Below are 25,769 nucleotides of genomic sequence, written 5' to 3' on the forward strand. Positions count from 1 at the left end.
CCCCATGCAACTGCTGACCCTCCCCCCCTCGCCGACACTGGCCACCTCGATCCGGGCAACCGCACAGGTCTTCGAAGACCCTAGATCGCAGGCGCTTCTCGCCCACTTGCAACAGGTCGCCCCCAGCGAGGCCAGCGTTCTGATCATCGGCGAAACCGGCACGGGCAAGGAGCTGGTCGCACGCCATATCCACAATCTGAGTGGCCGACGCAATGGCCCCTTCATGGCGGTCAACTGCGGCGCCTTCTCCGAATCGTTGGTCGAGGCGGAACTGTTCGGCCACGACAAAGGCGCCTTCACCGGTGCCCTGGCGGCCAAGGCCGGCTGGTTCGAGGAGGCCAATGGCGGCACGCTGTTCCTCGATGAAATCGGTGATCTGCCCATGGCCATCCAGGTCAAGCTGCTGCGGGTCTTGCAGGAGCGCGAGGTGGTGCGCCTGGGCTCGCGCAAGAGCATCCCGATCAACGTGCGCGTGGTCGCCGCCACCAACGTGCAGTTGGACAAGGCCATCGGCGCCGGCAACTTCCGCGAGGATCTGTACTACCGCCTCAACGTCGTCAGCTTGCAGCTCTACCCGCTGCGCGAACGGCCGGGCGACATCCTGCCGTTGACCCGCCACTTCATCAAAACCTACTGCAACCGCCTGGGTTACGGCGAAGTGCGGCTGTCTCCCGAAGCCGAGCGCAAGCTGGTGAGCTACGACTGGCCGGGCAACATTCGCGAGCTTGAGAACGTCATCCACCACACCCTGCTGGTGTGCCGCAACGGCCTGGTGCAGGACGATGATCTGCGCCTGTCGCACCTGCGCATCGAGCGCCAGGATCAGGCGCCGGCGCCAATAAAGGAAAACGCCGACGAACAGTTGCTGCGCGCCTTTCAGCGCCTGTTCGAGGAACAGGCCGGAGGCCTGCACGAGAAGGTCGAGGACAGTCTGCTGCGCGCGGCATATCGCTTCTGCCACTACAACCAGGTGCACACCGCCAGCCTGCTGGGGCTGAGCCGTAACATCACGCGCGCGCGGCTGATCGCCATCGGCGAGCTGGTGGTCAATCGCCGCAAGCCGGCCCCCCACACACAACCCAATCGGGCGGTACAGCTATCGATATGAGCAGCCGGCGCCCATCGGCTCACTACCTACCTTGCGTTGCCTCAACCACCGCAACGAGGAAAACATCATGAGTCTCGACATCTTCTGGTTCCTGCCCACCTCCGGCGACACCCGCTATCTCGGTCACTCCGGCAGTGGCCGTCCGGCCACCAACGCCTACATGCGGCAGATTGCCGTGGCCGCCGACCAGCTCGGCTACGACGGTTTGCTGATTCCCACCGGCGCCAGTTGCCTGGATCCCTGGGTCACCGCCGCCAGCCTGGCGCCGGTCACCCAGCGCATCAAGCTGCTGGTGGCGCTGCGCACCTCGCTGGGCAACCCCACCGCTTCGGCCCGTCAGGCGGCGAGCCTGGATCAGGCCAGCGGCGGTCGCCTGCTGCTCAACGTGGTGCCCGGCGGCGATGCCACCGAACTGCAAGCCGACGGCGTATTCCTCGCCCACGACCAGCGCTACGAAGCCTCCGATGAATTTCTCAGCATCTGGCGCCGCCTGCTACAAGGGGAGAAGGTCGACTTCGACGGCAAGCACCTCAAGGTGCGCGGCGCGCAGAACTTCTTCGCGCCGGTACAGAAACCCTACCCGCCGCTGTACTTCGGCGGCTCCTCACCTGCCGCGCACGAACTGGCGGCCAAGCACGTCGACGCCTACCTGACCTGGGGCGAGCCCCCGGCCGCCGTGGCCGAGAAGATTGCCGATGTTCGCGCTCGTGCCGCCAAACGGGGTCGCAGCGTGCGCTTCGGCGTGCGCCTGCACGTCATCGTGCGTGAAACCGTTGATGCGGCCTGGGCCGCTGCTGACGAGTTGATCAGCCATCTGGACGACGCCACCATCGCTGCGGCCCAGGCCAACTACGCCAAGATGGACTCCGAAGGCCAACGGCGCATGGCCGCGCTGCACGGAGGCGACCGCAACCAGCTGGAGGTCGCCCCCAACCTCTGGGCCGGCGTCGGCCTGGTGCGCGGCGGGGCCGGCACAGCGCTGGTGGGCGACCCGGAAACGGTCGCGGCACGTTTGCTGGAATACGCCGACCTGGGCGTCGACAGCTTCGTGCTGTCCGGCTACCCGCACCTGGAAGAAGCCTACCGTTTCGCCGAACTGGTGTTCCCGCTGCTGCCCGGCAAGGGCAAGGTCACCGTCGACGGTGCGTTCACCGGTGGTGCGTTCGACGTGCGTGCCGGCAAGGAGCAAGTCGCATGAAGATCAGCGACCTGTGCTGTCGCCCAGCCTACCTGCAGCCCTTCGGTGGCATACCGGGGGCTCGAGGATGAGGGGGTGGAGAAGTTCTTCGGTGGCAATGCCGAGTGGCTGTTCGGGTTGACCTGGGGTAAGCGCGGTGCAGCGCGCCGGACGACCGACCTGGCCCTGCCTCCGGCTTGGCCGCCTGGCGCACCGCCACGCCACAAGACGAGCAAAATAAAACCGCCGTCCCGCAAAGGGTTGGCGGTTTCTTTCGGCTACGCTGCGTCCTCGTTTCAAGCCACTGCCTTGCCTACCGGCTGTTCCTGCTCCAGCTCACGCACCAGCGGCAACACATGCCTGCCGAAGTACTCGACCTCCTCCTGAAAGTGTAGAAAGCCGGAGAGGATCAGATCGACGCCGACGGCCTTGAGCGCGACGATGCGCTCGGCGATCTGCCGTGGCGTGCCGATCAGGTTGGTCTTGAAGCCGTCGTTGTACTGCACCAGGTCTTCGAAGGTGGATTTGGCCCAGTTGCCCTCGCCCTCCGGGCTGGCTGCACCAGCGTTCTTCACTTCGCTGCCGAAGCCGTTGACGGCCTCCGGATCGGCCTTGGCGATGATCTCGGCCAACACCGCGCGGGCTTGTTCCTCAGTGTCGCGGGCAATGATGAAGGCGTTCACGCCGACCTTCACCGAATGGCCGTTGGCTGCCGCCTTGGCACGGATGTCGTCGATCTGGGCCTTGATGCCCTCGACGCTGTTGCCGTTGGTGAAGTACCAGTCGGAAACCCGTGAGGCCATGTCGCGCGCGGCTCGCGAGCTGCCGCCCTGAAAGATTTCCGGGTGCGGTCGCTGCAGCGGCTTGGGCTTGAGGGTGTAATCGTTGAAACGGTAGAAATCGCCGTGAAAGCTGAAATTGTCCTGCGTCCAGATGCCCTTCAGGGCACGGATGAACTCCTCGGAACGGCGATAGCGCTCATCATGATCCAACCACGGCTCACCGATGGCGCGGAATTCGCCCTTGAACCAGCCAGACACCACGTTGATGGCGATGCGTCCGTTGGTGTACTGATCGATGCTCGCCAGTTGCTTGGCCGCCAGCACCGGCGTCCACGGCCCGGGTAGGATCGCCGCGATCACCTTGAGCTTCTCGGTAGCGGCCAACAGCGCATGGCTGATGGTCACCGACTCGTGCTGGTTGTCGGCGCCATAGCCGGCCGTGAAGCGGATCTGCGACAGCGCGTATTCGAACCCGGAACGCTCGGCGATTTGCGCCAGCTTGCGGTTGTAGTCGATGTCCCAACTGGTGCGTTGCTCGATCTTGCTGACAACCAGGCCGCCGCTGACGTTGGGTACCCAGTAGGCGAATTTGATCGGTTGGCTCATGACGGTGGCTCCTCTGTAGCTCGGAAAAGTCAGGCCGCACTGGCGACCGGGAGATGAAAGAACGCCGCGACGGTGTCGAGCACGCGTTCGATCCGTTCGAACTGCGCCGCTTCGGCGAGGCGATAGTCATCGAAGGCCTCGACGCTGGCGTACAGGCCGTACGGCAAGGTATGGGCCTGGAAGAACGCGAATAGCGGGCGCAGCTGATGATCGATCATCAGTGCATGGCGCTCGCTGCCACCGGTAGCGGCCAGCACGACTGGCACCCCCTTGAGCGACTGGTGTTCGACCAGATCGAACAGGTGCTTGAACAAACCGGTGTAGGAAGCGCGATAGACCGGGCTGCCAACCAACAGAAGGTCAGCCTGCTCGATGGCGTGCAGATGCGGCTGCAGATCGGCAGAGGCCGTGTCGCGCTCGAGTGAGCCGGACAACGCGCTGGACAACTCGGCGATGCGCACCCAATGCACCTGCAGATTCGGCAGCCTTGCCTGCAGCCTTTGCACCAGGGCCTCCAGCAGCCCATGCGTACGTGATGGCGCACGCAAACTGCCCGACACCACCACCACTTTGATAACGCTTGTGCTCATGCTCATCCCTCCGCCCCTGGTCATCGTTCGAGAGAGCTTGAGCAGCAACCATGCCAATGGGTTAACTCCAGTTGATTCAATGAGTTGTGATCAACCAGCAACAACCGCAGCTGCCCCGCCGCGTGCAAGCTGTTGAACCACTGACCACCGAGAAACAGTAGCGCCAAGCAGCAGTACTGCCCGCCCTTCAACAGACGTTCAACAAGCTGTTGGTACTGGTACAGCCAACCTGCCCGAAAAAATCACAACCATTTGATTTATAGAGGTTTTCATACAGGGTACGGAATTTGCGAAGGATCAGCCGTCAGCAATCGCATCACCCGAGGAGAACTGCGATGACCGCTCAAGCCCATGTGCCACACCTGTCTACCGGCACCGACTACCAATCCCTCGTCGCCCGCTTCCGGCCGATCTTCGCGCGCGTCGCCGAAGGCAGTGTCGAACGTGAGCGCACCCGCAGCCTGCCATTCGAGCCCATCCGCTGGCTGAAGGAGGCCGGCTTCGGCGCCGTGCGCGTGCCGGTCGAACACGGCGGCGCCGGCGCATCCTTGCCGCAGTTGTTCCAGCTGCTGATCGAACTGGCCGAAGCCGACTCCAACCTGCCGCAGGCGCTGCGCGGGCACTTCGCATTCGTCGAGGATCGCCTCAATGCTCATGCCAGCACGCCGCAGGACGTCTGGTTCAAACGCTTCGTGGGGGGTGATCTGGTCGGCTGCGCCTGGACGGAAGTGGGCACGGTGAAGATCGGTGACGTCATCACCCGGGTCTCACGCCAGGGCGAACAGTGGGTGGTCAATGGCACCAAGTACTACAGCACCGGCAGTCTCTTCTCCGACTGGATCGACCTGTTCGCCCGGCGCGATGACACCGGCGCCGACGTGATCGCGGCAATCCGCACTCGGCAGCCAGGCATCACCCAAAGCGACGACTGGGACGGCTTCGGCCAACGCACCACCGGCAGCGGCACTTCGGTATTCGCGAACGCGGTGGTCGAGGAAGAGAACATCATCGACTTCGCTACCCGCTTCACATACCAGACGGCGTTCTACCAACTGGTGCTGCTGGCCGTCATCGTTGGCTCAGGCCGCGCCGCCGTACGTGATTTCAGCAGAGAAACCAGCAAGCGCACACGGGTGTTCAGCCATGGCAACGCGCCGACCGTCAGTCAGGATCCACAGGTACTGCAGGTGATCGGCAAGGCCAGTGGCCTGGTCTATGCCGCCGAAGCGGGCACCCTGCGCGCCACCGAAGCAGCTCAGCGGGCCTACCTGGCACGCTTTGGCAGCGATGAAACGGCCGAGCAACAGGCCAACAGCGCCGCCGAACTGGAATCGGCCCAGGCACAGGTGGCTGCCGTGGAGCTGGTGCTGCGCGCCACCAGCGACCTGTTCAACACGCTGGGTGCTTCGGGCGCCAGCACCGCCAAACAGCTCGACCGCCACTGGCGCAACGCCCGTACCGCCGCCTCGCACAACCCGGTGATCTACAAGGAGCGCATCATCGGCGACTGGCATGTAAACGGCACCGAGCCGCCCTATGTCTGGCAGATCGGTGGTGGCGCCAAGCAGTCCTGACGGCATACATAGGCCTGGAGAGCACTCTCCAGACCTTGAAACCTGATCACGATCCTTTAGTTAGCACAGATCAACGAATAGGCCGGAGCAGCCGGTCGCACGACTCGTGGCAGGGGGCTTTAGCCGTCAGCTCTTGACGCCCAAGCAGCGCCAATCGCGGCTAAAGCCCCTCTCACAAATCACCACGCTTTGGCTTGCACCAAGCCGCCAGCCAGCGCCAGCATCAGCCCGGCGAGCAACGCCGGGACCCGATTCATGCCTGCCCTCCCAATTCATCGGCCAGGGCGGCGCCGTTTAAGTAATGGTCACCGAGCAGCCGCCGTTGCGTCGGCAATGCCGGCTCGGCACTGTCCGGCTGCGGTCGCGACAGGCTGCTGCCGGCCAGCTCGAAATGCGTCTGGGTGGCAAGACGTGCCGCCTCGGCAGCCGCCAGGCGAAAGGCGATGGCGGCCGATTGCGAAGTACCGGCGTGCCCCAGCAGCGCATCAGCGGCATCGATGCGAATACGCAGCTCGCCGACTGCGGCAATCACCAGTGCTTCGTGGCGGGCACTCTGTCCACGCAGGTAATCAAGCAGCGACACCTCGACATGACGAGCGTGAGCCAGGTCGCCCCGGCCTTGTGAATGGGTAATGGACATGGCGTGACCTCAGTTCCAGGAATGGCGTGGCGGCTTGATGCCGTTGAGCAACTGATTGCCGACCAGGTGATACTTCCAGCGCACCGGGTCATGCAGGGTGTGGGTGCGCGCGTTGCGCCAGAAGCGATCCAGGCCCTGGCTGGCCGAGACGCTGCGCGTGCCACCCAGCTCCAGCAGGCGGCTGGAAGCCTCCAGGGCAATCTCGGTGGACAGCACCTTAGCCTGGCCGACCACCAGCGAGGCGTCTGCCACGTGCTCTTCACTGGGCTCGGTGACGGCGCGATCGACCGCCTGGGCAGCGCGTTGCAAGATGGCTTCGGCCGCCTGCAGGCGCCAGGCCAGCTCACCGATCAGCGCCTGGCCAAGTGGGTCCTGCCAGCCGTGCTGCAACCCGCTGTCGACCCAAGGGCGTGCCTGACGCGCCACGCGCAGGGTTTCGGCAAGGGCGCCACGGGCGATGCCGGTGTCCACGGCGGCCTGGATGATCTGCGAGATAGGGCCATCGGCGGTTGGCTGGTCGTAAGCCCTCCAGGCCGGCACCACATCGCTCACCGGCACGCGTACACCGTCGATACGCACCTGGCCGCTGGCGGTGATGCGCTGGCCGAAGCCGTCCCAACTGTCGATCACCGTCAGGCCGGCGGCATCGCGCGGAACGAATGCGATGTGCGGGCGGCCCTCCTCGTCGACACCCGCAACCGGGACGATATGCGCGAACAACGCACCGGTGCAGTAGGCCTTCTCGCCGTCGAGCACGGCCGTGTCGCCAGCGAAGCGGATCTGCGTCTGAAAGGTGGTGACGTATTGGCTGCGCGCTTCGGAGAAGGCGTTACCGAAACGGTAGCCTTGCAGCACCTTGGCGTAGTAGCGGCGCTTCTGCTCCTCGCTGCCGGTCAGGCCGAGGTTGCTGAGCACGCCGAAGTGGTTTTGCGGCAACTGGCCGAGCGACGAATCGGCGGCGGAGATGGTCGCGATCACCTCACTGAGGGTGACGTACGACACCCCGGCGCCCCCGTACGCTTTCGGTACGCTGATCGCCCACAGACCGCTTTCGGAGAAGCGCTCCAGCTCCTCCCAGGGCAAGCGTCGCTCGCGATCACGAGAGGCCGCCTCACGGGCGAAATCATCGGCCATACGCAGCGCCACGTCGATGGCTTCGGCATCGTGACGGATGATATGAGCCGCACGCTGCGGCGCCGAGCGCCCCTGCGCAGGCCGGTCGGCTGATTGTGGCTGGGTCATGTGCTGCTCCATGAATGACGGATTCCCCAGGGCTACAGCACAGCCCGTACCAACCTGGTAAATCCTTTCAATTCAGTGGCTTGGCGAACCGTCCCCGTTATCGGGAAGTGCCTGGCGACGCAAACTGCGGATTGGCTGTTGCCAAGCGAACAGTTGCTGCAGAGGCTGATATCCAGCGGGGACTGGACGATCAGCCGCAACTCGTCGACGTTGGACTCGGCGGCGTTAGCGCCGCTCAGTCGGCCTTTGCGCCCAGGTAAAAATGCTGGATATCTTCCCGCGCGGCCAACTCGGTAGCGCCGCCCTCACCCACCACCCGACCGTTCTCCAGGATATAGCCGTAACTGGCGTGGCGCAGGGCGACGTTGATGTTCTGCTCGGCGACCAGAAAGCTCACGCCCTCCTGTGCATTGAGCTGAGCGACGATGGCGAATATCTCTTCGACGATGATCGGCGCCAGGCCCATCGAAGGTTCATCGAGCAGCATCAGACGCGGCTTGGTCATCAGCGCACGGCCGATGGCAAGCATCTGCTGCTCACCGCCGGAGGTCAGCCCGGCCTGGGTCTTGCGCTTGGTCTTCAAGCGTGGAAACCAGGCGTAGATGCGCTGCAGATCCTGCTCCAGCTGGCGTCGCGTGGGCTTGCGCAGGAAACCGCCGCTACGCAGGTTCTCCTCGATAGTCAGATGGGCGAATACATGCCGCCCCTCCAGCACATGGATGATGCCCTGGCGTGCCAGAACATTGGCGGCAACGCCAGCGGTGTCCTGTCCCTGAAAACGGATCTGCCCACGACTGACCTGGGCCCGGTCAGCTTGCACCAACCCGGAGATAGCCTTGAGCGTGGTGCTCTTGCCAGCCCCGTTGGCGCCGAGCAAGGCAACGATATCGCCCTGCCCGACCCGCAGGGACACGCCAGCCACGGCGAGAATCGCGCCGTCGTAGATCACCTCGATATCATTTACCGCCAGCAGTTCCTGGCTCGCGGCACCCGCATTCGGCGCACTGCCCATCTCTTCATCCTCCGTCGGCGCCCTCGCGCCCGGTTGTATGTCGCGCGGTTCAACCTCGCTGCCGGTTCAGGGCAAGCGGCTATTGCGCATTACAATCGCGCGGCGTCACGCCCTTCTCCTTCGCGTACTCGGCCGCCTTGGCATCGATCAACGGGCGCAAGGTGGTGCGGTCGGCCTGGACCCAGTCGGTGATCAGGTTCCAGCGCTGACCATCCCACTGCTGCACCTTGGCCGCGCCGCCGCCTTCATGGTCGCTGCAGGACAGTTTCAGCGGCTGCATCAGGCCAAGGAAACCGATCTCCTTGAGTCGCGCATCGTCGAGATCAAGGTGCTCGAGGCCCCAGCTACCTTCCTCGCCATTGAGTGGCCGGTTACCGAATTTCTTCTGCCCGGCGCGAATCGCTTCGACGGCAATGGCGGCGTTCACCAGGCCGGAGTTGTAGTAGACGCTGCCGAAGCTTTTCGGGTCCTTGAGGTCGCTCTTGCCCTTGTCGAGGATGTGTTCCTTGATGCGCCGGTGGATATCGAAGTCGGCACCGCCCGGATAGGGCGTCAGCGCCAGGTAACCCTTGCCCGCCTCGCCGGCCGGCAGCACGTCTTCGTTGGAACTGGCCCAGATGTCACCAATGATGCGCTCGACCGGAAAGCCGAAACGTGCGGCCGTCTTGATCGCCACTGGAGTGGACACGCCCCAGGTGCGCAGGAATATCCAATCCGGCTTCAGTTGGCGAACCTGGCGCCACTGCGAGGCCTGCTCGTTACCCGGGTCGGCAACGGGAATCTGGATGTTCTCGAAGCCGTACTTCTCCGCCAGCAGCTTGAGCGGCCCCTGGGTTTCCCGGCCATAGGCGGAATCGTGATAGACGGTGGCGATCTTCTTGCCCCTGAGCTTGTCCAGCCCGCCTTCGCGTTCGGCCACGTAGTTGATGAATGCCGAGGCCTCACTGTAGAAGGTCAACATTACCGGGAAGTTATAGGGGAACACGCGGCCGTCGGTAGCCTCGGTACGGCCGTAGCCAAGGGTGATCAGCGGGATCTTGTCGGCCGCGGCCTTGTCCGCCAGGGCATAGGCCGCAGGCGCGCCATTGGGCTGGTAGACGGCCACTGGTGCACCATTGAGACCGTTCTTGAAGCGCTCGTAGCACTCGATGCCCTTCTCCGCCGTCCACTCGGTTTCGCACTCCTGCCAGACCAGCTTGACGCCATTGATGCCCCCCTCCACCTCGTTGATATAGCGCAGGTAGTCGATCATCCCGGCCCACACCGGAATGCCGCTGGAGGCATAGGCACCGACCCGGTAGGTGGCCAGCGGGAAGAATTGTTCATTGGCCGCCTGAGCCGTCAGCGGCAGCGCGGCATAGGTCGCGAGCACTAGGCCGAAGGCGGCGAAGCGGCGTTTCAGGGTTGCATTCATGATAATTTCTCACTCGCGCGCCTGGCCTGCGCAACCGCGGCCAGGCGCTGGTTGATAGGGACTCAGTGCTCGTTGGCGCAGTCGCGCGGGGTGATGCCTTTTTCCTTGGCGTAGGCAGCGGACTTGGCTTCGATCAGCGGACGCAGGGTGGCGCGGTCGGCCTGGATCCAGTCCGTCACCAGCACCCACTTATCGCCATCCCACTGCTGCACACGGGCAGCACCGCCGCCCTCGTGGTCGGAGCAGGACAGCCTCAGCGGGGGCAACAGCCCTTCGAAACCAATGACCTTGAGCCGCGCCGCATCGATGTCCAGGTGCTCGAAGCCCCAGCGCGCTTCCTCGCCGTTGAGCGGGCGGTTACCAAACTTGCCTTGGGCAGTGCGCAGTGCCTCGACGGCAATCGCGGCATTGATCAGGCCGATGTTGTAGTACACCTTGCCGAAGTAGCCCTTGTCCTTGAGGTCGCTCTTGCCGGCATCGAGGATGTGCTGGCCCAAGCGCTGATGGATCTCGAAACCGTCACCGCCCGGAAATGGCGCCAGCGCCTGGTAACCCTTGGCCGCGACACCAGCCGGAATCACGTCAGCTTCGGAGCCGGCCCAGACGTCGCCGATGATCCGATCCACCGGGATGCCAAAGCGCGCGGCAGTCTTGATGCCCACCGGAGTGGACACCCCCCAGGTACGCAGGAACACCCAGTCCGGCTTGATCTGCCGCACCTGGCGCCACTGCGCCGACTGCTCGTTGCCCGGGTCGGCCACCGGAATCTGGATGTTCTCGAAGCCGTACTTTTCCGCCAGCAGCTTCATCGGCGCCTGGGTTTCCCGGCCATACGCCGAATCGTGGTAGACGGTGACGATCTTCTTGCCCCTGAGCGGGTCGAAACCACCCTCGCGCTCGGCGATGTAATTGATGCCCACCGAAGCCTGGCCGTAGTAGTTCAACAGCAGTGGGAAGGCATAGGGGAACACGCGGCCGTCGGTGGACTCGGTACGCCCGCCGGCGCCATCGATCAACGGGATGCGGTCGGCTGCGCCCTTCTCCATCAGTGCGTAGGAACCCGGTGTGCTGTGGGTGAAGAAGAACGCCGTCGATGCGCCGTCCTTGCCGCCCTTGTGGCGCTCGTAGCACTCGACGATACGGTCGACGTTCCACTCGGTCTCGCATTCCTGCCAGACCAGCTTGACGCCATTGATGCCGCCTTCCACCTCGTTGATGTAGCGAAAGTAGTCGATCTCTCCGGCCCACCAGGGAATGCCACTGGAGGCATAGGCGCCGACCCGGTAGGTGGCCATGGGAATGAACTGTTGGTTGTCGACCGCCTGGGCGACCACCGGTGACAGGGCCTGGGCGCCAAGCAGGAGAAGGCTGGCGAGCAGGTGGCGATGCTGATTCTTACGCATGATGTGTACTTCTTGTGCGGTGTTGGAAGCCTCCTTTCCCGGGGTCGGGTCAAGGTTCGTGGGAACGTTCTGGTCGTGGGGCTCAGAATCTCAGCGGCCAGATCCTGGCTCGCTCGCGCCAGTCGCCGAGCAGGCGTACCAGCCCTTCCGGCTCCTTGATCAGCAACCAGATGATCAGGCTGCCGAAGAGGATCTTCTGCAGGTTCTGCAATTGCCCGGCATCGACGTTGCCGTCGAACAGCCATTGCCCGGCATGGCTGAGCAGAATCGGGGTGAGGCTGATAAAGGCCGCACCGATGAAATTGCCGGCGATGCTGCCCATGCCACCGATGATGATGATGAAGAGGATCTGGAACGACCGGTTGATATCGAAACTACCGGCACTGGCAGTGCCCAGGTAGGCGAACGCCCAGAGCGCCCCGGCGATACCCAGGTAGAAAGAGCTGACGGCGAAGGCCAGCCGCTTGTAGCGATCCACCTCGATGCCGATCACTGCCGCAGCGGTATCCATGTCGCGAATCGCCATCCAGTTGCGGCCGACCTGGCTACGCACCAGGTTGACCGCCACCCAGGTCAGCAGCACCACGCAACTCAGGGTCAGCAGGTAGCGGCCGACCGGTGTGGCCAGGCTGTAGCCGAACAACTCCAGACGCGGCGCGCTGATGGTGCCGGACGAGGCGTAGTTGTAGAACCAGGGAAACTTGGCGAACACCCACTCCAGAAAGAACTGCGCAGCGAGCGTGGTGACCATCAGGTAAAAACCCTTGATCCGCGCGCTGGGAATGCCAAACAGCAAGCCAACCAGGCCAGCGATCAGCCCGCCGCCGATCAGCGCCAGCGGTAGGGGCAGCCCAGGCACCCGCAGCAACAGGCCGTAGGTGGCGAAGGCTCCAACCGCCATGAAGCCGGCAGCGCCGACCGAAGTCTGCCCGGTGTAGCCGGTCAGCAGGTTCAGCCCCAGCCCGGCCAGCGACAACACCAGAAAGGGGATCAGGATCGCGTTGAGCCAGTAGTCGTTACCCAGCAAGGGCAGCGCGACGAAGGCCACCAGCAGCAACAACGACAACCCCAGCGGCCAGCGATGGCGTACCAGGATCAGAGGCGCTTCGTCGAAGCGAGCGCGCAGGCGCGAAACGGTAGCGGTCATGGCGTCATACCCGTTCGATGGCCCGATCGCCGAACAGGCCGGCCGGACGGATGTAGAGGAAGATCAGAGCCAGGAAATAGGCGAACCAGGGGGTGATGCCGCCACCGATCAGCGGGCCGATGTAGGCCTCGGCAAGGTTCTCCGCGGCGCCGACGATCAGGCCGCCAACGATGGCCCCGCCAATCGAGGTGAAACCACCGATGATCAGCACCGGCAGCGCCTTGAGCACCACCAGCGAGAGCGAGAACTGCACGCCCTGGCGCGCCCCCCAGAGCAGCCCGGCAACCAGCCCGACCACCCCGGCCACCGCCCAGACGATCTGCCAGATGCGGTTCAGGTTGATGCCCAGCGACAGCGCCGCTCGCGTGTCGTCGGCCACCGCCCGCAATGCCACGCCGATTCGGGTCTTGTTGAACAGCAGCGCCAACACCACCACCAGCAGTGCGGAGACACTCGCGGCGACCAGGTCGAACTGGCTGATCATGATCTCGCCGACGAACAGCGGGATATCTTCGATACCCAGATCCAGCGCACGCACCTGGGCGCCCATCAGCCCTTGTGCCAGGCCCTCGATGACGAACGACAGGCCGAGGGTGGCCATGAACAGGGTGATCTGCGAGCGATTGACCAGTGGCCGCAGCACCAACCGCTCGATCAGCAGCGCGCCGATGATCAGCACCAGCACCGTCACGGCCAGCGCCAGGGCGAAAGACAGTCCCTGCTCGTGCAGGCTGACGAAGGTCAGCGCAGCGAACAGCAGCATCGCGCCCTGGGCGAAATTGAACACACCGCTGGCTTTGTAGATCAGCACGAAGCCGATCGCCACCAGCGAATACATGGTGCCGGCGAGCAGCCCGCCGATCAGGGTTTCCAGAAAGAAGGTCATCCGTTTGCCGTCCCCAGGTAAGCGGCGATCACATCGGGGTTGGCCTGAACCTCGGCCGGTGTGCCGTCACCGACCTTGCGCCCGTAGTCCAGCACCACCACGTGGCTGGACAGCCCCATGACCACCTGAATGTCATGTTCGATGAGAATCACCGTGGTGCCGAGATCGCGGTTGCTGTCCGCAATGAAGCGGCTCATGTCCTGTTTCTCTTCAGCGTTCATCCCCGCCATCGGCTCGTCGAGCAGCAACAGGGTCGGCTGCGCGATCAGTGCGCGGCCCAGCTCCACGCGCTTTTGCAGGCCGTAGGCCAGGCTGCCCACGGCAACGTCGCGCCAGGGCTGCAGCTCGAGGAACTCGAGCACGCTCTCGGCGCGTTCAGCGAAAGCGCGCGCTTCACGCCGGGCACGTGGCAAGCCCAATGCCTGCTCGAGAAAGAAGCTGCGCTGAAAACGCGACAGGCCAGTGAGCAGGTTGTCCAGCACGCTCATCTTCTTGAACAGCGCGTTGTTCTGGAAGGTGCGGCCAATCCCGAGCCGCGCAGCCTTCAGCGGGTGCGGACGGCGCAGCGGTTCGGCGGCGAAGTACAACTGTCCGGTATCGGCCTGGTAGACCCCGTTGAGGATATTCAGCAACGAGCTCTTGCCAGCCCCGTTCGGCCCGATCAGGGCGCAGATCTCGCCGCGCCTGACGCTGAACGACAGATCGGAAATCGCCTTCACGCCCCTGAACGACAGCGACACGTTGCGTATCTCCAGCAAGGCGCTCATGCCACCCGCTCCAGATGTTCATGCAGCCATGACAGGCGCGCCGGGCTTTGTAACGTCCTGCTGACGGACGTACCTGGCGCCTCGATCCGACGCAAGCGATGGAAGCCGAGCAGACGCCGCACCCGCCCCTTCAGCCAGCGACGCAAGCCCTGGCGCGGATTCTCCAGCGCCCAGTCACAAAGACGCCGGCGCCAAGTGCCTGGCGGCGCCAGACGCGCATGGATTTCGCCAGCCAGCGCCTCGGCACGCGCAGCAGATAGCAGCAACCCGGTCGGGGCGATGTCGCGGCGGTCGCGAGCGGCAGACTCGCTGGTCTCCGGGAAGGCCAGGCCTTCGCCATGCGCCAACCAGCGGCTCAGCAAATGCCCCAATCCTTCATGCCATTCGGTGCCCTCATCGATCCACAGCACATCATCCTCAGACGCTTGCGCCCAACCCTCACGCTGCACTGCCGGCGCCTCACCGACAAACAGCGTCGACAGCGGCTGCACCTGCCACGAGCCGTTGCTCACGGCATTGGCCTGGGCGCAAAACAGATGCAGTGGCCACTGCTCGACAAGGCCGCTGCCCAACCAGTGCGACACGTTTTCGCGGCGCTGGACGAACGCGAACGTAGGGCGCACCTGGCGCAGCTGCCGTTGCAGTTCATCGCCACGGCTGTCGCGGTCGATCACCAGGCTCTGGCCACCAAGCTGCCGGGCAGCCAGCGCCAGAATCAGCAGGCTCGGTTCATAGGCGCCGCACAAGGCCAGCCGCGCGTCAGGAGCAAAGCCTTGCTGACGCAAGCCATCGGCAACCCGCTCGACTTCGCGCTGCACATCGATCCAGCGCCAGGCCTTCCACGCACCGAGGCGGCGATGACGCAGGGCGATGCGTGTCGGTCGTTCTCTGGCCCAGCGCTGCAACGCCGCCAGGGCACTGTCGCCCACCACATCAGGCAACGGCGGATTGAGTTCATGAATGCTCATGCGATGACTCCTCTGCCGAGTCAGGCGGGCTCGGCCAGGCCGACACTGAGGGTTTCGCGCTGCTGGCCGAGGTCGCGATAACCGGCGCCCGGATGGTTGGCGGGCAGCCGCGGGCCATCACCGAACAATTTCTCGCGCAGGGTGCCGGAGCGATAATCGGTCTTGTACACACCGCGTGCCTGCAACTCGGGCACCAGCAGCTCGACCACGTCGCGGAAGGTTTCGTGGGCCAGGGCGTAAGCCAGGTTGAAGCCATCCACGTCGGTCTCCTCGACCCAGGCCTGCAGCTCGTCAGCAACGGTCTGCGCACTGCCGACGATCAGTGGACCGAAGCCGCCAATGCCAACCCAGTCAGCCAGTTCCTGGACCGTCCACTGCTTGTCCGGGTCGGCGGTGGAGAAGGTTTCCACTGCCGATTGAATGGCATTGGTGTGGATGTGCTTGAGCACCTGATCCGGCTGGTACTGGCCAAAGTCGATACCGGTCCAGCCGGAAATCAGCGCCAGCGCCCCCTCGTAGCTGCTATAGGATTTCAGCTCCTGCCACTTGGCCTGGGCCTTGGCGTCGGTCTCGTCGACGATCACCGTCTGCAGGTTGAAGATCAGCACCTTGCGTGGATCGCGCCCGGCTTCGGCAGCGCGGCGGCGGATGTCTGCCACGGTTTTCTTCAGAATCACCTTGGACGGTGCGGCGACGAACACGCACTCGGCGTGCCCGGCGGCGAAGTCCTTGCCGCGGCTCGATGCGCCAGCCTGGTAGAGCACCGGCGTGCGCTGCGGCGACGGCTCGCAGAGGTGGATGCCAGGCACCTGGAAGTGCTCTCCCTGATGGCGGATCTCGTGAACCTTGCTCGGGTCGGTGAAGATCCCGCGTTCACGATCACGTACCACCGCTCCCTCCTCCCAGCTGCCTTCAAACAGCTTGTAGAGCACCTCAAGGTATTCATCGGCGTAGTCGTAGCGCGCATCGTGATCGCTCAGGGCCTTCTGCCCGAGGTTGCGCGCACCGCTGTCGAGGTAGGACGTGACGATGTTCCAGCCGATGCGCCCCTTGGTCAGATGGTCCAGAGTCGACAGACGCCGGGCGAAGGGATACGGGTGTTCGAAGGTCAGCGAGGCGGTGAGACCGAAGCCCAGGTGTTCGGTAACCAGCGCCATCGGGGTGATCAGCGCCAGCGGATCATTCACCGGAACCTGGGTCGCCCGGCGGATGGCCGCGTCGCCATTGCCGCCCAGCACATCGTAGATACCGATCACGTCGGCGATGAAGATGCCGTCGAACTTGCCACGCTCCAGCAACCTGGCCAGATCCGTCCAGTAATCCAGATCCTTGTATTGCCAGGCGCGATCCTTGGGGTGCCTCCAGAGGCCGGGCGACTGGTGGCCGACACAGTTCATCTCGAAGGCGTTCAAACGAATTTCACGTGGCATGGGGACTCCTGCTCAATAGGCTCGGCACCTGTGGCGGTGCTGCTTGTAGCTCTATCAACACGATTCATGCCAACTGATAATTCTTTTGTTTACATAGAGTTATATAAAGTGAGAAACAAGAGAAATGCATAGACGACCACAGCAATGCTGATTGGCTGTTCGGTGGTAAACAGTCAAACGCTTCTGGACTATTCGATCAGGAACAGCGCTTTGCAGATCGACGGCTCGCACTTTCGCGGTGCCAACCCGCCGGAGCACACCATCTGGAACGAGAACGCCACGACCCTGGCTCTTCGCACCAAGACCAATGCCGACATCAACAGCTTGCAGCTCACCTGTGCCCAGTTGCTGGAGCATCGCGAGATGGTCAAAGCAGCTTTCCGGTGGCCAACTGCAGGTACCGCTGGAGCAGATTAGCGATCAGCAACTGCCGCGTGACATACAGGGCCCAATCGGACTGGCGCAGCGGGCCGCGAACATGCGCAGTTCATCTGCGCATGACAGCGAGACCAATAGCGGGTATGCATGTCCGCCCTGTTGGCGCCTGTATGGTTGCATCAGCACAGCAGGTGGCAAAGGCTTAGCAGAGGAGCGACCTGACAGCCGCTCCATGACCCTAGCGCACGTCTGAATGTTTTCTCTGTATGCACCCTTGTGCCGATCAACATTCCGGCACGCGAGTGCAGCCCTGCTTCTGAACTAAAACCCCACAGCCTGTCCGTCTCGCCGACTGTCGCTGGCAGCCACATAGCCATGGGCAGGATCATCCGATAGCCGCCAGATGAACTGCCCGGAACCGAAGTCCATGTAGGGGTCTTCCACGGATTTCAGACGGTTGCCCAGTGCCTCCAGGCCGCGTACGGCATCGGCATTCATGCTGGCTTCCAGATCCACCGAGAAATCCCGGTTGACCTTCCAGCGGGGTGCGTCGCAGGCCGCCTGGGGCTGTTGCTGGTAATCGAGCATGCGCACCAGTGTCTGCACATGGCCTTGGGGCTGCATATCACCGCCCATTACGCCAAAACTCATCTGCGCCACACCATCACGGGTGAGAAAAGCCGGAATGATGGTATGGAACGGCCGCTTGCCGGGAGCCACCACATTGGCCGAAGCCGGGTCGCTGGAGAAACCGGCACCGCGATTCTGCAAGCTGACGCCATAACCCGGCACCACGATGCCGGAGCCGAAGCCCATGTAGTTGGACTGGATAAAGGACACCATCATGCCGTCCTCGTCGGCCACGCTGAGGTAAACGGTGCCACCCGACCTGGGCAGACCGAAGCCGGGCCGGCTGGCCTTGCGCGGGTCGATGGCCCTGGCGCGCTGCGCGAGGTACGCCGGCTCGAGCATCTGTTCGGGCGTGACCTCCATGCTGCGCGGATCGGCGACGTAGCGGTAAACGTCGGCGAAGGCCAGCTTCATGGCTTCGATCTGCAGATGCTGGGACGCCGCCGAGTCGACCGGCAGAGCCGCCAGGTCGAAGTGCTCGAGAATACCCAGCGCGATGAGCGCCGCGATGCCCTGGCCATTCGGCGGAATCTCGTGCACATCGTAACCACGGTAACGCTGTGAAATCGGCGCGACCCACTCGGGGCGATAGCCCCGCAGATCCGCTGCGGTGAGGTTGCCACCCGTGGCTCGGGCATGGCCGATGATGGCCTCGGCGATCTCACCCTCGTAGAACGCCCGCGCGCCCTGCTCGCCCAGTAGCCGCAAGGTGCGCGCAGCGTCGGCGAAGACGAACTTCTCGCCAGTCTGCGGCGCCCGACCATGGGGCATGAAGGCCTCGGCGAAACCCGGCTGGCCCTGCAGTTCGGGAACCGCTGCCGCCCACTTGTGCGCCACGATCGGCGCGATGGTGATGCCGCGCTCGGCCACCTCCACCGCCGGCGCCAGCACCTCGGCGAAGGGGCGCTTGCCAAAACGCTCGTGCAACGCGCCCCAACCGGCTACCGCGCCGGGTAGGGTGATCGAGTCCCAGCCGCGCACGGGCCGTTTCGCATGGCCATGGCCGTCCTCGCCATAGCGCTGACGGAAGTACTCTGGCGTCCAGGCGTCGGGCGCGGTGCCGGAAGCGTTGAGCCCATGCAGCGAGTCGCCGTCCCAGACCAGGGCGAAGGCATCGCTGCCCAACCCGCAGGAAACCGGTTCGACCACGGTCAGGGTGGCAGCCGCGGCGATGGCCGCATCCACGGCGTTGCCGCCGGCCAGGAGCAGGCGCAGCCCGGCCTGGGCCGCAATGGGGTGGGAGGTCGACACCACGTTGCGGGCGAACAACGGGATACGGGTCGTTGGGTAGGGGTTGCGCCAGTCGAACGACATGAAACTCTCCTTCAATGTTTACGGGGCCGGGCGGCGCCCGGCTCCCAGAAAATCACGCGGCGCTGAAGCCAGCGCACGCTCTGTGCCCCGCACAGGCCGATGAAGGCCAGCAGGATGACCCCGGCGAACATGGTCGCGAGGCTCATGCTTACCGAGCTTGAAGCGATCAGATAACCGAGCCCGCGCTGGGCCGACAGGAATTCACCGACCACCGCGCCGATCAGCGCCAGCGACACGCCGATCTGCAGGCCGGCGAATACCTCGCCGGCCGCGGCCGGGAACTTCACGTGAACCAGCAGGTAAAGTCGCGAGGCGGAAAAGGAACGGCAGGCGTCGAGCAGCTCCGGGTCGGTACGCCGAATGCCGTTTACCGTGTTGACGAACAGCGGGAAGAAGCAGACCAATGCCACCAGCACGATCTTGGAAGTCATGCCGAAACCGAACCACACCAGAATGATTGGCCCCAGGGCGACCTTGGGGGTTGCCTGCAGGCCGATCAGCAACGGGTAGACGAAGCGCTCGAAGGTTTCTGACTCAGCCAGCAAGGCGCCCAAGGTGATGGCCAGCAGACAACCAATGGCATATCCGCTCAGCGTTTCGCCCAGGGTGACGCCGATGTGTGGCCACAGGCTGCCATCGGCAAAACCGCCGGCCAGCGCCTGATAGACCGTCACTGGGGCGGGCAGCAGGTAATCGGGAATCTCCAGCAGGCGTACGGACAGGTCCCAGATCAGGATCAACACCGCCAGGCTGGTCAGGGGGTAAAGCACGGGCAGCAGTCTACGCATGGGTGAAGTGCCTTCTCAGCTGTTGGCAGAGTGCGGTGAAGGTTGGATCGACCAGGGTCTCTAGGCTACGGGGCCGCGGCAGCGTGATCGCCACCTCGTCGATGATGCGACCAGGCCGCGGCGACATGACCAGCACCCGGTCGGCCAGGAACACCGCCTCCTGAATGCTGTGGGTGATGAACAGCACCGATTTACGCTGCTGGCTCCAGATGTGCTGCAGCTCCAGTGTCAGCGCTTCGCGGGACAGCGCATCGAGGGCCGCGAACGGCTCGTCCATCAGCAGCAGGCGCGGGTCGTGCAGCAGCATGCGGGCGATGCCGACCCGCTGCTGCATGCCACCCGACAGCTCGAACGGGTAGTCGTTGGCGAACGGTGCGAGGCCGACCAGCTCGAGCAATGCCAGTGCCCGCTGACGCGCCTCGGTGATGGGCAGGCCGAGGGTACGTGCCGGCAGCAGCACGTTGTTCAGCACGGTTTTCCAGGGCAGCAGATTGGGCTTCTGGAACACCACGCCAGTGTGCCGGCTCGGGCCGTCGATGCCCTGCCCGGCTACGCTGACCTGCCCGGCGCTGGCCTCGAGCAGGCCCGCCGCGAGCTTGAGGATGGTGGACTTGCCGCAGCCCGAAGGCCCGAGCACGGCCACGAACTCGCCGTCTTCGATGCATAGGTTCACCTCGGCCAGGGCCTGGATCTCGCCACGTCGGGTCTGATAGGTCAGCCCTGTGTCTTGCAGGGTCAGGGCCGCGCTCATGACTGCGCCTCGCGGGTACGCCGCGCATCGGCAAGGAAGGCCAGCACGACGTGCCAGCTTTCGCGGTTGGCCCGGGCATTGGCGAAAGGAGTGCCGCCGCCGCTGATCAGTACCCCGGCAACCGGATGAACCCTGGCGATCTGGGTGGTCGGCACGAACGGAAAGCCGATGGCATGGCCCGCCCCTTCACCGCGCACATGGGTGACCGGCCAGGCATGGCCGGCCGCCTGCAGCTCGGCCTGGATGCGCTCGCTGTAGGCGCTGGACGGCCAGAAGCCATCATCGCTGCCCGAGATCAGCAACACCGGCCCCTTGATACGCTCAACCGGGATACGCGCCGCCTCGACACTGGCGGCATGTGCCTCCACCGCCACGAACGCCGGCGCCTGGAGAATCGCCGCGCCGGGCTCGGGCGGCTGGTCGAAGGCCCGCCAGTCGGCTGCCGGGTTGTCCCGCCAGACATTGCGCAGCGGCTGGCCTCGCCAGGTCCAGGCATCGGCGTCGCGGGCTTGCTCCGGGCGCCCGGCACGCAAGGTGCCATGGATCACCGCACTCGGCACGTAGCCGATCACCGCCGATACCCGCTCGGGAAAGGTCGCGCCCAGCAGCAACGCCAGCTCGCCGCCGCGCGACAGCCCGGCGACGGCGATGAAACCGTGCCGCGGCTGCAACGTGCGCGCCGCCCAGTTCAGCGCCTGCTCGAAGTACTCCAGTGGCGTGTCGCTAATGTGCTCAGGCAGCCCCGGCGCCTTGAAGTAGGCCAGCGCCAATGCCGCGTAACCCTGTGCGGCATACAACGCTGCACGTTGTTCCGGCGTGCCGCCGCCCGAGCCATTGAGCACGATGACCAAAGGATGAGGGCCTGCAGCCTCGGGGCTGAACAAGGTTGCGCTGAGTCCCTCTTCGCGAATTTCCCGGCGGCTTACGCCGGGGGCGAGAAAGCGCTGAGTTAGCGTGGCCGAGGCACTGGCCCCTGCTGCGTCGCGGACCTGCAAGCGAATCGACAACGGCTCCAGCCCTTCACTGGCTTGCGGCCTATGGGGCGGGCTCAGTTGACGCAACGACCACACGGGCGCCAGCGCTTCCAGCTCGCTCCAGTCCCCGTCGAATGGCAGCTGTGCATCGATATCCAGCGCACCGTCGGCCCCGATGTCGAAGCGGGCTTCGCTCTGCCACAAGCTGCCATCGGGGTGCTCCAGGGTGGTGGTCAAGCGCGCCAGCCCTGGGTTCAGCCCCCCTACGCAAATGCGCCGTGGCTGGTCGATCAGTCCATCGGCAATGTCGATCTCGAACGCCGGGCTCATTGCGCCGCCTCTGCCCGCTTGCGCAGTGCATCACGGTCGAAGTCGTTGAACGCCGGCACGAACTCGTTGGAGAACACTTGCTCCACCGGCACCTCAGCGCTGGGGAACTCGCCGGCTTCGACCATGGCCTTGACCGCCGCGCGGATCGCCTGCAGGTCGTATTGCCCCGGCACACGCGGGCTGCCACCTGGGAAGTACAGGGTACGTTGCAGGCGCCGACTGAGCAGCGTCTTGGCATCTTCCAGGCCCTTGCCCTGGGCATCGGCAGGCTTGCTTTCCGGATGCTGGCGCCAGAACGCCTGCACGCAGAAAGCCGGGTTCACCTCGCACACGAACTGCGCCTCGGTATAGGCACGACCAAAGCGGCGGATCAGGTCCGGGTTTTCGCTGAAAGTATCCTGGTGCGCTATGAAGCCATTACCGGGGTTTTCCTGAAACACCTCGGGATACTGGATGCGCCGGGTTTGCGTGCCGGAAAGCTCGAGCATGTCGCCCCAGCTGTTGTTGAAATTGAGCGCGTCCACCTGGCCACTGCGCAATGCCTGAAAGCCCGCGCCGAGCGCGCCGACGGCGACGAACTCGACGTTCTTGCCAGGCTCCAGCCCGGCAACGCGCAGGGCCGCGCGGCTGTTGGGCAGCGTGCCCCAGGTCAGGGCGCCAACGCCGATCTTCTTGCCCTTGAGATCGGCCAGGGTCTTGATCGGCGAATCGGCAAGCACCTGGTATTCCAGGGTCTGACTGGGAACGCCGTTGTAGAAGTAGCGCAGCGGCAAGGGGTTCTTGTTGAAGTGGCTGGAGAGCACCGGTTCAGCTACCGGAAAACCAAAGGTCACCCGCTTGCTGGCGACCTGCGGAAGCAAGGCGCCGGCGCCCTGGAACACCACGGTACTGACACTCAGCCCCTGCTCCTTGAACAGGCCCAGCTCCTGGGCTGCAGCGTAAGGCGCGCCGTCGTGGACGGCTGGTGGAATGGCCAGGGCGACGGTGACCTCGTCGAGGGCATGGGCTTGGCCGGCAACGGCCAGCGTCAGGGGCAGCAAGAAACGGATAGCGAAGCGCATGGTGGTAGGTCCTAGGCAGATTGCGATTCAGACGGTCCGGTGGTCCGGTCACTGTCCAGGAGGTTTCGCCGAGCCTTGTCGAGCAAGGCCTTGCGGTCGATCTTGTGGGTGGAGGCCAGCGGCAGGCTGTCGAGGAACCACACCCGACGCGGATGCTGGTAGGCCGGGGCATGGGCCAGGGCAAAATTCTTGATGGCCGCCTCCCCGACTGCACTGCCCTGGCGCCGGACGACGAAGGCCATGGGCTTGAACCCTTTGATCTCGTCCTCGACCGGCACCACGCAGGCCTGCTGCACCTCGGGGTGACGCTCGAGAAGCTTTTCCACCTCACCGGGATAGATGTTCTCGCCGCCACTGACGAACATGTCGTCACGGCGGCCGACGAAGGTATGGAAGCCGTCGGCATCACGGCGAAATACGTCGCCGGTAACATAGAAACCATCGACCGTGAACGGTACGGCCAGATCGGGGCGGTTGTGATAGCCGGACATCAATCCCGGACTTTTCAGCTCCAGCACGCCCTCATCACCCAGCGCGCCCGCCTCGTTACGCAGGCGCACCTGCACGTGTGGAAGGGCATGCCCCACCGACAGCGCCGGGCTGGTCAGGCCCTGGGGGTGAGGCCCGAACACCACCGGCCCGCCTTCGGTAGTGCCGTAGGCGTTGATGACCCGCGCATTGGGCAGCAAGCGGTGGATCTGCGCCAGCAGGCTGGCACTCACCGGCGCCGAGCCCATGCGCACTACCCTTACCGAGGACAGGTCGGCATGCGCCAGCAGCGCCTGCTCGCGCAGCATCATGGCGATCATTGGCGGCACGGCGGTCAGCCAGGTGCAACGGTAGCGCTGGATCGCCTCGATGTAGGCCGCAGCGCCGAACTGCGGCAGCAGCACCGCGGTGGCCCCGCTGGCCAGCACCAGCAGCGCCAGGGCCAGGGCATTCATGTGATACAAGGGTGCGGCGATCAGCGTGCGCTCATCGGCCAGCGGCGTGGCCTGCAACCGGGTGCGCACGATCCACAAGTGGGCGCGGTGGCTCAGCACCACACCCTTGGGTTTGCCGGTGGAACCCGAGGTGTAGAGCATCATCGCCGGCTCATCGCCCTCGGGTTCGAAGGCGCTGAGTGCCCCGGGCTCGGTGAATGCCTCGATACCTTCCGCTTCCAGCGACACCCAGGCCCTGCCCTCTGCAACCTGTTCATGGGCCGCGTCGCAGAACAGCAGGCGCGCACCACTGTCGGCGATGACGAAGTCGATCAGCGCCTTGGGGAAGCGGTGGTTGACCGGCACCGCCACCAGCCCGGCACGCATGATGCCCAGCAGCGCGGCGATCGAGGCCGGCGAATTGAAAGCCAGCAGCGCGACACGCTCTCCGGCCCCCAGCCCACGGGCCAGCAGGCCACGGGCGATACCATCGGCCAGCGCATCCAGCTCGGCATAGGTGCAACGCGACTCGTTGAGCTGATTGTCCAAACCGATAAACGCCAGTCGCTCGCCAGTGGCCTGCGAGTCGAGCACGCGGCCTAGGTTACGGGTCTGCGGATTCATGCCAGGCACTCCAGTACGGTGGAGAACGCCGGGATGGCAATCACCACCCGGTCTACCGCCTGCCGATGCGGCAAACCAAGGCTCGCCGCCCGCTGCGCCAGATCCGCCGGGTCACCACCGCGCAAGCCGATCGACACGAAACGCTCCGGCCGCGCTTGCGCGGCCTCGGGCGCCTCAATATCCCGGGTGCGCCAGACCTGCGCGTCGATGACCTCGAGTGCGAAACGCCCATCGAAGCGCCCCAGACGCCCGAATAGCTCGCGCGTGTGCGCCGGCTGCTCGCTGACCACCGTCAAGCGCTCGATGCTGTGCACGCCATTGGCATGGCCCAGCCACTCGGGTCGCCATACCAGCTCGGGGGTTTCGTGGTGGCAGAAATACACGCGGCCTGCCTCGAACTGCCCAGGCAGCAGCCGGACGGTACCGAAGCGTGCCTCAACAGAGGCCCCATCGACCTCCACCGGCCTGGAGAAATGCTGTACCGGCTGCACCAGAAAACCGGCCTGCACCAGAGCCGCATGAGTGCGGCGCGGGTCTTCACTGGCCAGCACCAGGCCATCGATGCCGAGGGGGCTGTCGAGAATTTCCTGTCGCAAACGCTCGCCCCCGAGCGGCAAGCCGATCAGCTCCAGGTAGCCCTCGGCGAACATGATCAGGTTGTTGATAGATCCGAGGGAATGATGCCCACGCGGCGTGAGGGTGAACCCCAGCCCCGCGAAGACCTCTGCCGCCCCATCGAGATCGAAGCGCGCGTTGATGACCAGGTGATCCAGTACCGCACTCATGGAATCACGCCTTCGCTGCAGGCGTGGCATAGACACCGCGGCCACTGGCGACCAGGTTGCCTTCGCCATCGAAGACCTGCGCCTCGGCCACCGAGAACTGCTTGCCGAACTTGATGACCGTGCCCTTGGCGCGCAGATCGCCCTTGGCCGGGCGGTGGTAATCGACTCGCAGGTCGATGGTCGGCACGCCCTTGCCGGTCCTGGACACCAGCGCCCAGTCCGCGGTCAGATCGACGAGTGCGGCAAGTATGCCGCCGTGGGTGTAACCACCCTCGACGTTGACCACCCACTCTTCGCGCCATGTCGCACTGAGTTCGATGCTGCCCTCGCCCACCGCTTGAACCTGCAGGCCCAGCCATTGGTGATAGGGGCCCTTGAGCAGTTTGGCCTGAATGTCGGCAGCGCTCGGAAGTGTCGTTTCGGTCATGAGATCAATCCTGTTGAGTGTTCAGAAGGTCGTGCAGT

At 64.6% G+C, this 25,769-nt stretch carries 24 protein-coding genes; 4 read left to right on the plus strand and 20 right to left on the minus strand.

Features of this window, described 5'->3' with window-relative positions:
* The first annotated feature begins 4 nt into the window (after positions 1 to 4).
* Positions 5 to 1,108 (plus strand): sigma-54-dependent Fis family transcriptional regulator, encoded by a 1,104-nt coding sequence (locus tag BVH03_RS12695; RefSeq protein WP_075961510.1) that lies wholly within the window; start codon positions 5 to 7, stop codon positions 1,106 to 1,108.
* Between the two features lie 67 nt (positions 1,109 to 1,175).
* Positions 1,176 to 2,306, plus strand: a complete 1,131-nt coding sequence (gene ssuD, locus BVH03_RS12700; protein ID WP_075961511.1) for an FMNH2-dependent alkanesulfonate monooxygenase — start codon at positions 1,176 to 1,178, stop codon at positions 2,304 to 2,306.
* A gap of 275 nt (positions 2,307 to 2,581) precedes the next feature.
* On the opposite strand, the gene sfnG is transcribed toward ssuD, so the two are convergent.
* Positions 2,582 to 3,673, minus strand: coding sequence for a dimethylsulfone monooxygenase SfnG (gene sfnG, locus BVH03_RS12705; protein ID WP_075961512.1), 1,092 nt, complete (start codon positions 3,671 to 3,673; stop codon positions 2,582 to 2,584).
* Between the two features lie 29 nt (positions 3,674 to 3,702).
* The gene (msuE, locus tag BVH03_RS12710) at positions 3,703 to 4,263 is read right to left on the minus strand and encodes an FMN reductase (protein ID WP_075961513.1); all 561 of its coding nucleotides are present in this window, start codon (positions 4,261 to 4,263) and stop codon (positions 3,703 to 3,705) included.
* Positions 4,264 to 4,598: 335 nt separating this feature from the next.
* On the opposite strand from msuE, the gene BVH03_RS12715 reads away from it, so the two are divergent.
* A complete protein-coding gene (locus BVH03_RS12715; RefSeq protein WP_075961514.1) occupies positions 4,599 to 5,837 on the plus strand; it encodes an acyl-CoA dehydrogenase family protein in 1,239 nt (412 codons plus the stop codon).
* A 253-nt stretch (positions 5,838 to 6,090) separates the two neighbouring features.
* Here BVH03_RS12715 and BVH03_RS12720 read toward each other — a convergent pair whose 3' ends face one another.
* The 10 genes from BVH03_RS12720 to BVH03_RS12765 form a co-directional block, all read right to left on the minus strand.
* Entirely contained in the window at positions 6,091 to 6,477 is a 387-nt protein-coding gene (locus BVH03_RS12720) for a hypothetical protein (RefSeq protein WP_075961515.1), read from the minus strand.
* 9 nt (positions 6,478 to 6,486) lie between these two features.
* Positions 6,487 to 7,719, minus strand: coding sequence for an SfnB family sulfur acquisition oxidoreductase (locus BVH03_RS12725; protein ID WP_075961516.1), 1,233 nt, complete (start codon positions 7,717 to 7,719; stop codon positions 6,487 to 6,489).
* Between the two features lie 235 nt (positions 7,720 to 7,954).
* Positions 7,955 to 8,731: an ABC transporter ATP-binding protein gene (locus BVH03_RS12730; RefSeq protein WP_075961517.1), complete on the minus strand. Its 777-nt coding sequence runs from the start codon at positions 8,729 to 8,731 to the stop codon at positions 7,955 to 7,957.
* Positions 8,732 to 8,810: 79 nt separating this feature from the next.
* On the minus strand, positions 8,811 to 10,145 hold the full coding sequence (locus BVH03_RS12735; RefSeq protein ID WP_075961518.1) for an ABC transporter substrate-binding protein: 1,335 nt from the start codon (positions 10,143 to 10,145) through the stop codon (positions 8,811 to 8,813).
* A 62-nt stretch (positions 10,146 to 10,207) separates the two neighbouring features.
* The gene (locus BVH03_RS12740; RefSeq protein WP_075961519.1) at positions 10,208 to 11,548 is read right to left on the minus strand and encodes an ABC transporter substrate-binding protein; all 1,341 of its coding nucleotides are present in this window, start codon (positions 11,546 to 11,548) and stop codon (positions 10,208 to 10,210) included.
* 82 nt (positions 11,549 to 11,630) lie between these two features.
* Entirely contained in the window at positions 11,631 to 12,695 is a 1,065-nt protein-coding gene (locus tag BVH03_RS12745) for a branched-chain amino acid ABC transporter permease (RefSeq protein WP_075961520.1), read from the minus strand.
* A gap of 4 nt (positions 12,696 to 12,699) precedes the next feature.
* Positions 12,700 to 13,581, minus strand: coding sequence for a branched-chain amino acid ABC transporter permease (locus BVH03_RS12750; RefSeq protein ID WP_075961521.1), 882 nt, complete (start codon positions 13,579 to 13,581; stop codon positions 12,700 to 12,702).
* Positions 13,578 to 14,348, minus strand: a complete 771-nt coding sequence (locus BVH03_RS12755; protein WP_075961523.1) for an ABC transporter ATP-binding protein — start codon at positions 14,346 to 14,348, stop codon at positions 13,578 to 13,580. The genes BVH03_RS12750 and BVH03_RS12755 overlap by 4 nt, the downstream gene beginning before the upstream one ends.
* A complete protein-coding gene (locus tag BVH03_RS12760) occupies positions 14,345 to 15,316 on the minus strand; it encodes an AMP-binding protein (RefSeq protein ID WP_075961524.1) in 972 nt (323 codons plus the stop codon). Before BVH03_RS12760 ends, BVH03_RS12755 begins: the two co-directional genes overlap by 4 nt.
* 20 nt (positions 15,317 to 15,336) lie before the next feature.
* Positions 15,337 to 16,746 (minus strand): LLM class flavin-dependent oxidoreductase, encoded by a 1,410-nt coding sequence (locus BVH03_RS12765; protein ID WP_075961525.1) that lies wholly within the window; start codon positions 16,744 to 16,746, stop codon positions 15,337 to 15,339.
* 144 nt (positions 16,747 to 16,890) lie between these two features.
* Between BVH03_RS12765 and BVH03_RS12770 the strand changes: the two genes are divergently transcribed.
* Complete coding sequence (locus tag BVH03_RS12770) at positions 16,891 to 17,163, plus strand: hypothetical protein (RefSeq protein ID WP_075961526.1); 273 nt, start codon at positions 16,891 to 16,893, stop codon at positions 17,161 to 17,163.
* Between the two features lie 282 nt (positions 17,164 to 17,445).
* Here BVH03_RS12770 and BVH03_RS12775 read toward each other — a convergent pair whose 3' ends face one another.
* From BVH03_RS12775 to BVH03_RS12810, 8 genes are read right to left on the minus strand one after another with little or no spacing between them, the layout of a single operon-like run.
* Positions 17,446 to 19,068, minus strand: coding sequence for a gamma-glutamyltransferase family protein (locus tag BVH03_RS12775; protein WP_075961527.1), 1,623 nt, complete (start codon positions 19,066 to 19,068; stop codon positions 17,446 to 17,448).
* An 11-nt stretch (positions 19,069 to 19,079) separates the two neighbouring features.
* Positions 19,080 to 19,856 carry an ABC transporter permease gene (locus BVH03_RS12780; protein WP_075961528.1) on the minus strand — a complete coding sequence of 259 codons (777 nt, stop codon included), beginning with the start codon at positions 19,854 to 19,856 and terminating at the stop codon, positions 19,080 to 19,082.
* Complete coding sequence (locus BVH03_RS12785) at positions 19,849 to 20,607, minus strand: ABC transporter ATP-binding protein (RefSeq protein ID WP_075961529.1); 759 nt, start codon at positions 20,605 to 20,607, stop codon at positions 19,849 to 19,851. The genes BVH03_RS12780 and BVH03_RS12785 overlap by 8 nt, the downstream gene beginning before the upstream one ends.
* Complete coding sequence (locus BVH03_RS12790) at positions 20,604 to 21,911, minus strand: acyl-CoA thioester hydrolase/BAAT C-terminal domain-containing protein (RefSeq protein ID WP_075961530.1); 1,308 nt, start codon at positions 21,909 to 21,911, stop codon at positions 20,604 to 20,606. Before BVH03_RS12790 ends, BVH03_RS12785 begins: the two co-directional genes overlap by 4 nt.
* Positions 21,908 to 22,972, minus strand: a complete 1,065-nt coding sequence (locus tag BVH03_RS12795) for an ABC transporter substrate-binding protein (protein ID WP_075961531.1) — start codon at positions 22,970 to 22,972, stop codon at positions 21,908 to 21,910. The genes BVH03_RS12790 and BVH03_RS12795 overlap by 4 nt, the downstream gene beginning before the upstream one ends.
* An 11-nt stretch (positions 22,973 to 22,983) precedes the next feature.
* Entirely contained in the window at positions 22,984 to 24,519 is a 1,536-nt protein-coding gene (locus BVH03_RS12800; RefSeq protein ID WP_075961532.1) for a class I adenylate-forming enzyme family protein, read from the minus strand.
* A complete protein-coding gene (locus BVH03_RS12805) occupies positions 24,516 to 25,304 on the minus strand; it encodes a VOC family protein (protein ID WP_075961533.1) in 789 nt (262 codons plus the stop codon). Before BVH03_RS12805 ends, BVH03_RS12800 begins: the two co-directional genes overlap by 4 nt.
* A gap of 4 nt (positions 25,305 to 25,308) precedes the next feature.
* A complete protein-coding gene (locus BVH03_RS12810) occupies positions 25,309 to 25,731 on the minus strand; it encodes a PaaI family thioesterase (RefSeq protein ID WP_075961534.1) in 423 nt (140 codons plus the stop codon).
* Positions 25,732 to 25,769: the final 38 nt, after the last annotated feature.

The sequence above is a fragment of the Pseudomonas sp. PA15(2017) genome (assembly GCF_001945395.1).
Classification (GTDB): domain Bacteria; phylum Pseudomonadota; class Gammaproteobacteria; order Pseudomonadales; family Pseudomonadaceae; genus Aquipseudomonas.

What these genes read in the sequence shown, in the direction of transcription:
- BVH03_RS12695 (WP_075961510.1), top strand. Translation starts at nt 5, where the DNA reads ATGCAACTGCTGACCCTCCCCCCCTCGCCGACACTGGCCACCTCGATC.
- ssuD (WP_075961511.1), top strand. Translation starts at nt 1,176, where the DNA reads ATGAGTCTCGACATCTTCTGGTTCCTGCCCACCTCCGGCGACACCCGC.
- sfnG (WP_075961512.1), bottom strand. Translation starts at nt 3,673, where the DNA reads ATGAGCCAACCGATCAAATTCGCCTACTGGGTACCCAACGTCAGCGGC.
- msuE (WP_075961513.1), bottom strand. Translation starts at nt 4,263, where the DNA reads ATGAGCACAAGCGTTATCAAAGTGGTGGTGGTGTCGGGCAGTTTGCGT.
- BVH03_RS12715 (WP_075961514.1), top strand. Translation starts at nt 4,599, where the DNA reads ATGACCGCTCAAGCCCATGTGCCACACCTGTCTACCGGCACCGACTAC.
- BVH03_RS12720 (WP_075961515.1), bottom strand. Translation starts at nt 6,477, where the DNA reads ATGTCCATTACCCATTCACAAGGCCGGGGCGACCTGGCTCACGCTCGT.
- BVH03_RS12725 (WP_075961516.1), bottom strand. Translation starts at nt 7,719, where the DNA reads ATGACCCAGCCACAATCAGCCGACCGGCCTGCGCAGGGGCGCTCGGCG.
- BVH03_RS12730 (WP_075961517.1), bottom strand. Translation starts at nt 8,731, where the DNA reads ATGGGCAGTGCGCCGAATGCGGGTGCCGCGAGCCAGGAACTGCTGGCG.
- BVH03_RS12735 (WP_075961518.1), bottom strand. Translation starts at nt 10,145, where the DNA reads ATGAATGCAACCCTGAAACGCCGCTTCGCCGCCTTCGGCCTAGTGCTC.
- BVH03_RS12740 (WP_075961519.1), bottom strand. Translation starts at nt 11,548, where the DNA reads ATGCGTAAGAATCAGCATCGCCACCTGCTCGCCAGCCTTCTCCTGCTT.
- BVH03_RS12745 (WP_075961520.1), bottom strand. Translation starts at nt 12,695, where the DNA reads ATGACCGCTACCGTTTCGCGCCTGCGCGCTCGCTTCGACGAAGCGCCT.
- BVH03_RS12750 (WP_075961521.1), bottom strand. Translation starts at nt 13,581, where the DNA reads ATGACCTTCTTTCTGGAAACCCTGATCGGCGGGCTGCTCGCCGGCACC.
- BVH03_RS12755 (WP_075961523.1), bottom strand. Translation starts at nt 14,348, where the DNA reads ATGAGCGCCTTGCTGGAGATACGCAACGTGTCGCTGTCGTTCAGGGGC.
- BVH03_RS12760 (WP_075961524.1), bottom strand. Translation starts at nt 15,316, where the DNA reads ATGAGCATTCATGAACTCAATCCGCCGTTGCCTGATGTGGTGGGCGAC.
- BVH03_RS12765 (WP_075961525.1), bottom strand. Translation starts at nt 16,746, where the DNA reads ATGCCACGTGAAATTCGTTTGAACGCCTTCGAGATGAACTGTGTCGGC.
- BVH03_RS12770 (WP_075961526.1), top strand. Translation starts at nt 16,891, where the DNA reads ATGCTGATTGGCTGTTCGGTGGTAAACAGTCAAACGCTTCTGGACTAT.
- BVH03_RS12775 (WP_075961527.1), bottom strand. Translation starts at nt 19,068, where the DNA reads ATGTCGTTCGACTGGCGCAACCCCTACCCAACGACCCGTATCCCGTTG.
- BVH03_RS12780 (WP_075961528.1), bottom strand. Translation starts at nt 19,856, where the DNA reads ATGCGTAGACTGCTGCCCGTGCTTTACCCCCTGACCAGCCTGGCGGTG.
- BVH03_RS12785 (WP_075961529.1), bottom strand. Translation starts at nt 20,607, where the DNA reads ATGAGCGCGGCCCTGACCCTGCAAGACACAGGGCTGACCTATCAGACC.
- BVH03_RS12790 (WP_075961530.1), bottom strand. Translation starts at nt 21,911, where the DNA reads ATGAGCCCGGCGTTCGAGATCGACATTGCCGATGGACTGATCGACCAG.
- BVH03_RS12795 (WP_075961531.1), bottom strand. Translation starts at nt 22,972, where the DNA reads ATGCGCTTCGCTATCCGTTTCTTGCTGCCCCTGACGCTGGCCGTTGCC.
- BVH03_RS12800 (WP_075961532.1), bottom strand. Translation starts at nt 24,519, where the DNA reads ATGAATCCGCAGACCCGTAACCTAGGCCGCGTGCTCGACTCGCAGGCC.
- BVH03_RS12805 (WP_075961533.1), bottom strand. Translation starts at nt 25,304, where the DNA reads ATGAGTGCGGTACTGGATCACCTGGTCATCAACGCGCGCTTCGATCTC.
- BVH03_RS12810 (WP_075961534.1), bottom strand. Translation starts at nt 25,731, where the DNA reads ATGACCGAAACGACACTTCCGAGCGCTGCCGACATTCAGGCCAAACTG.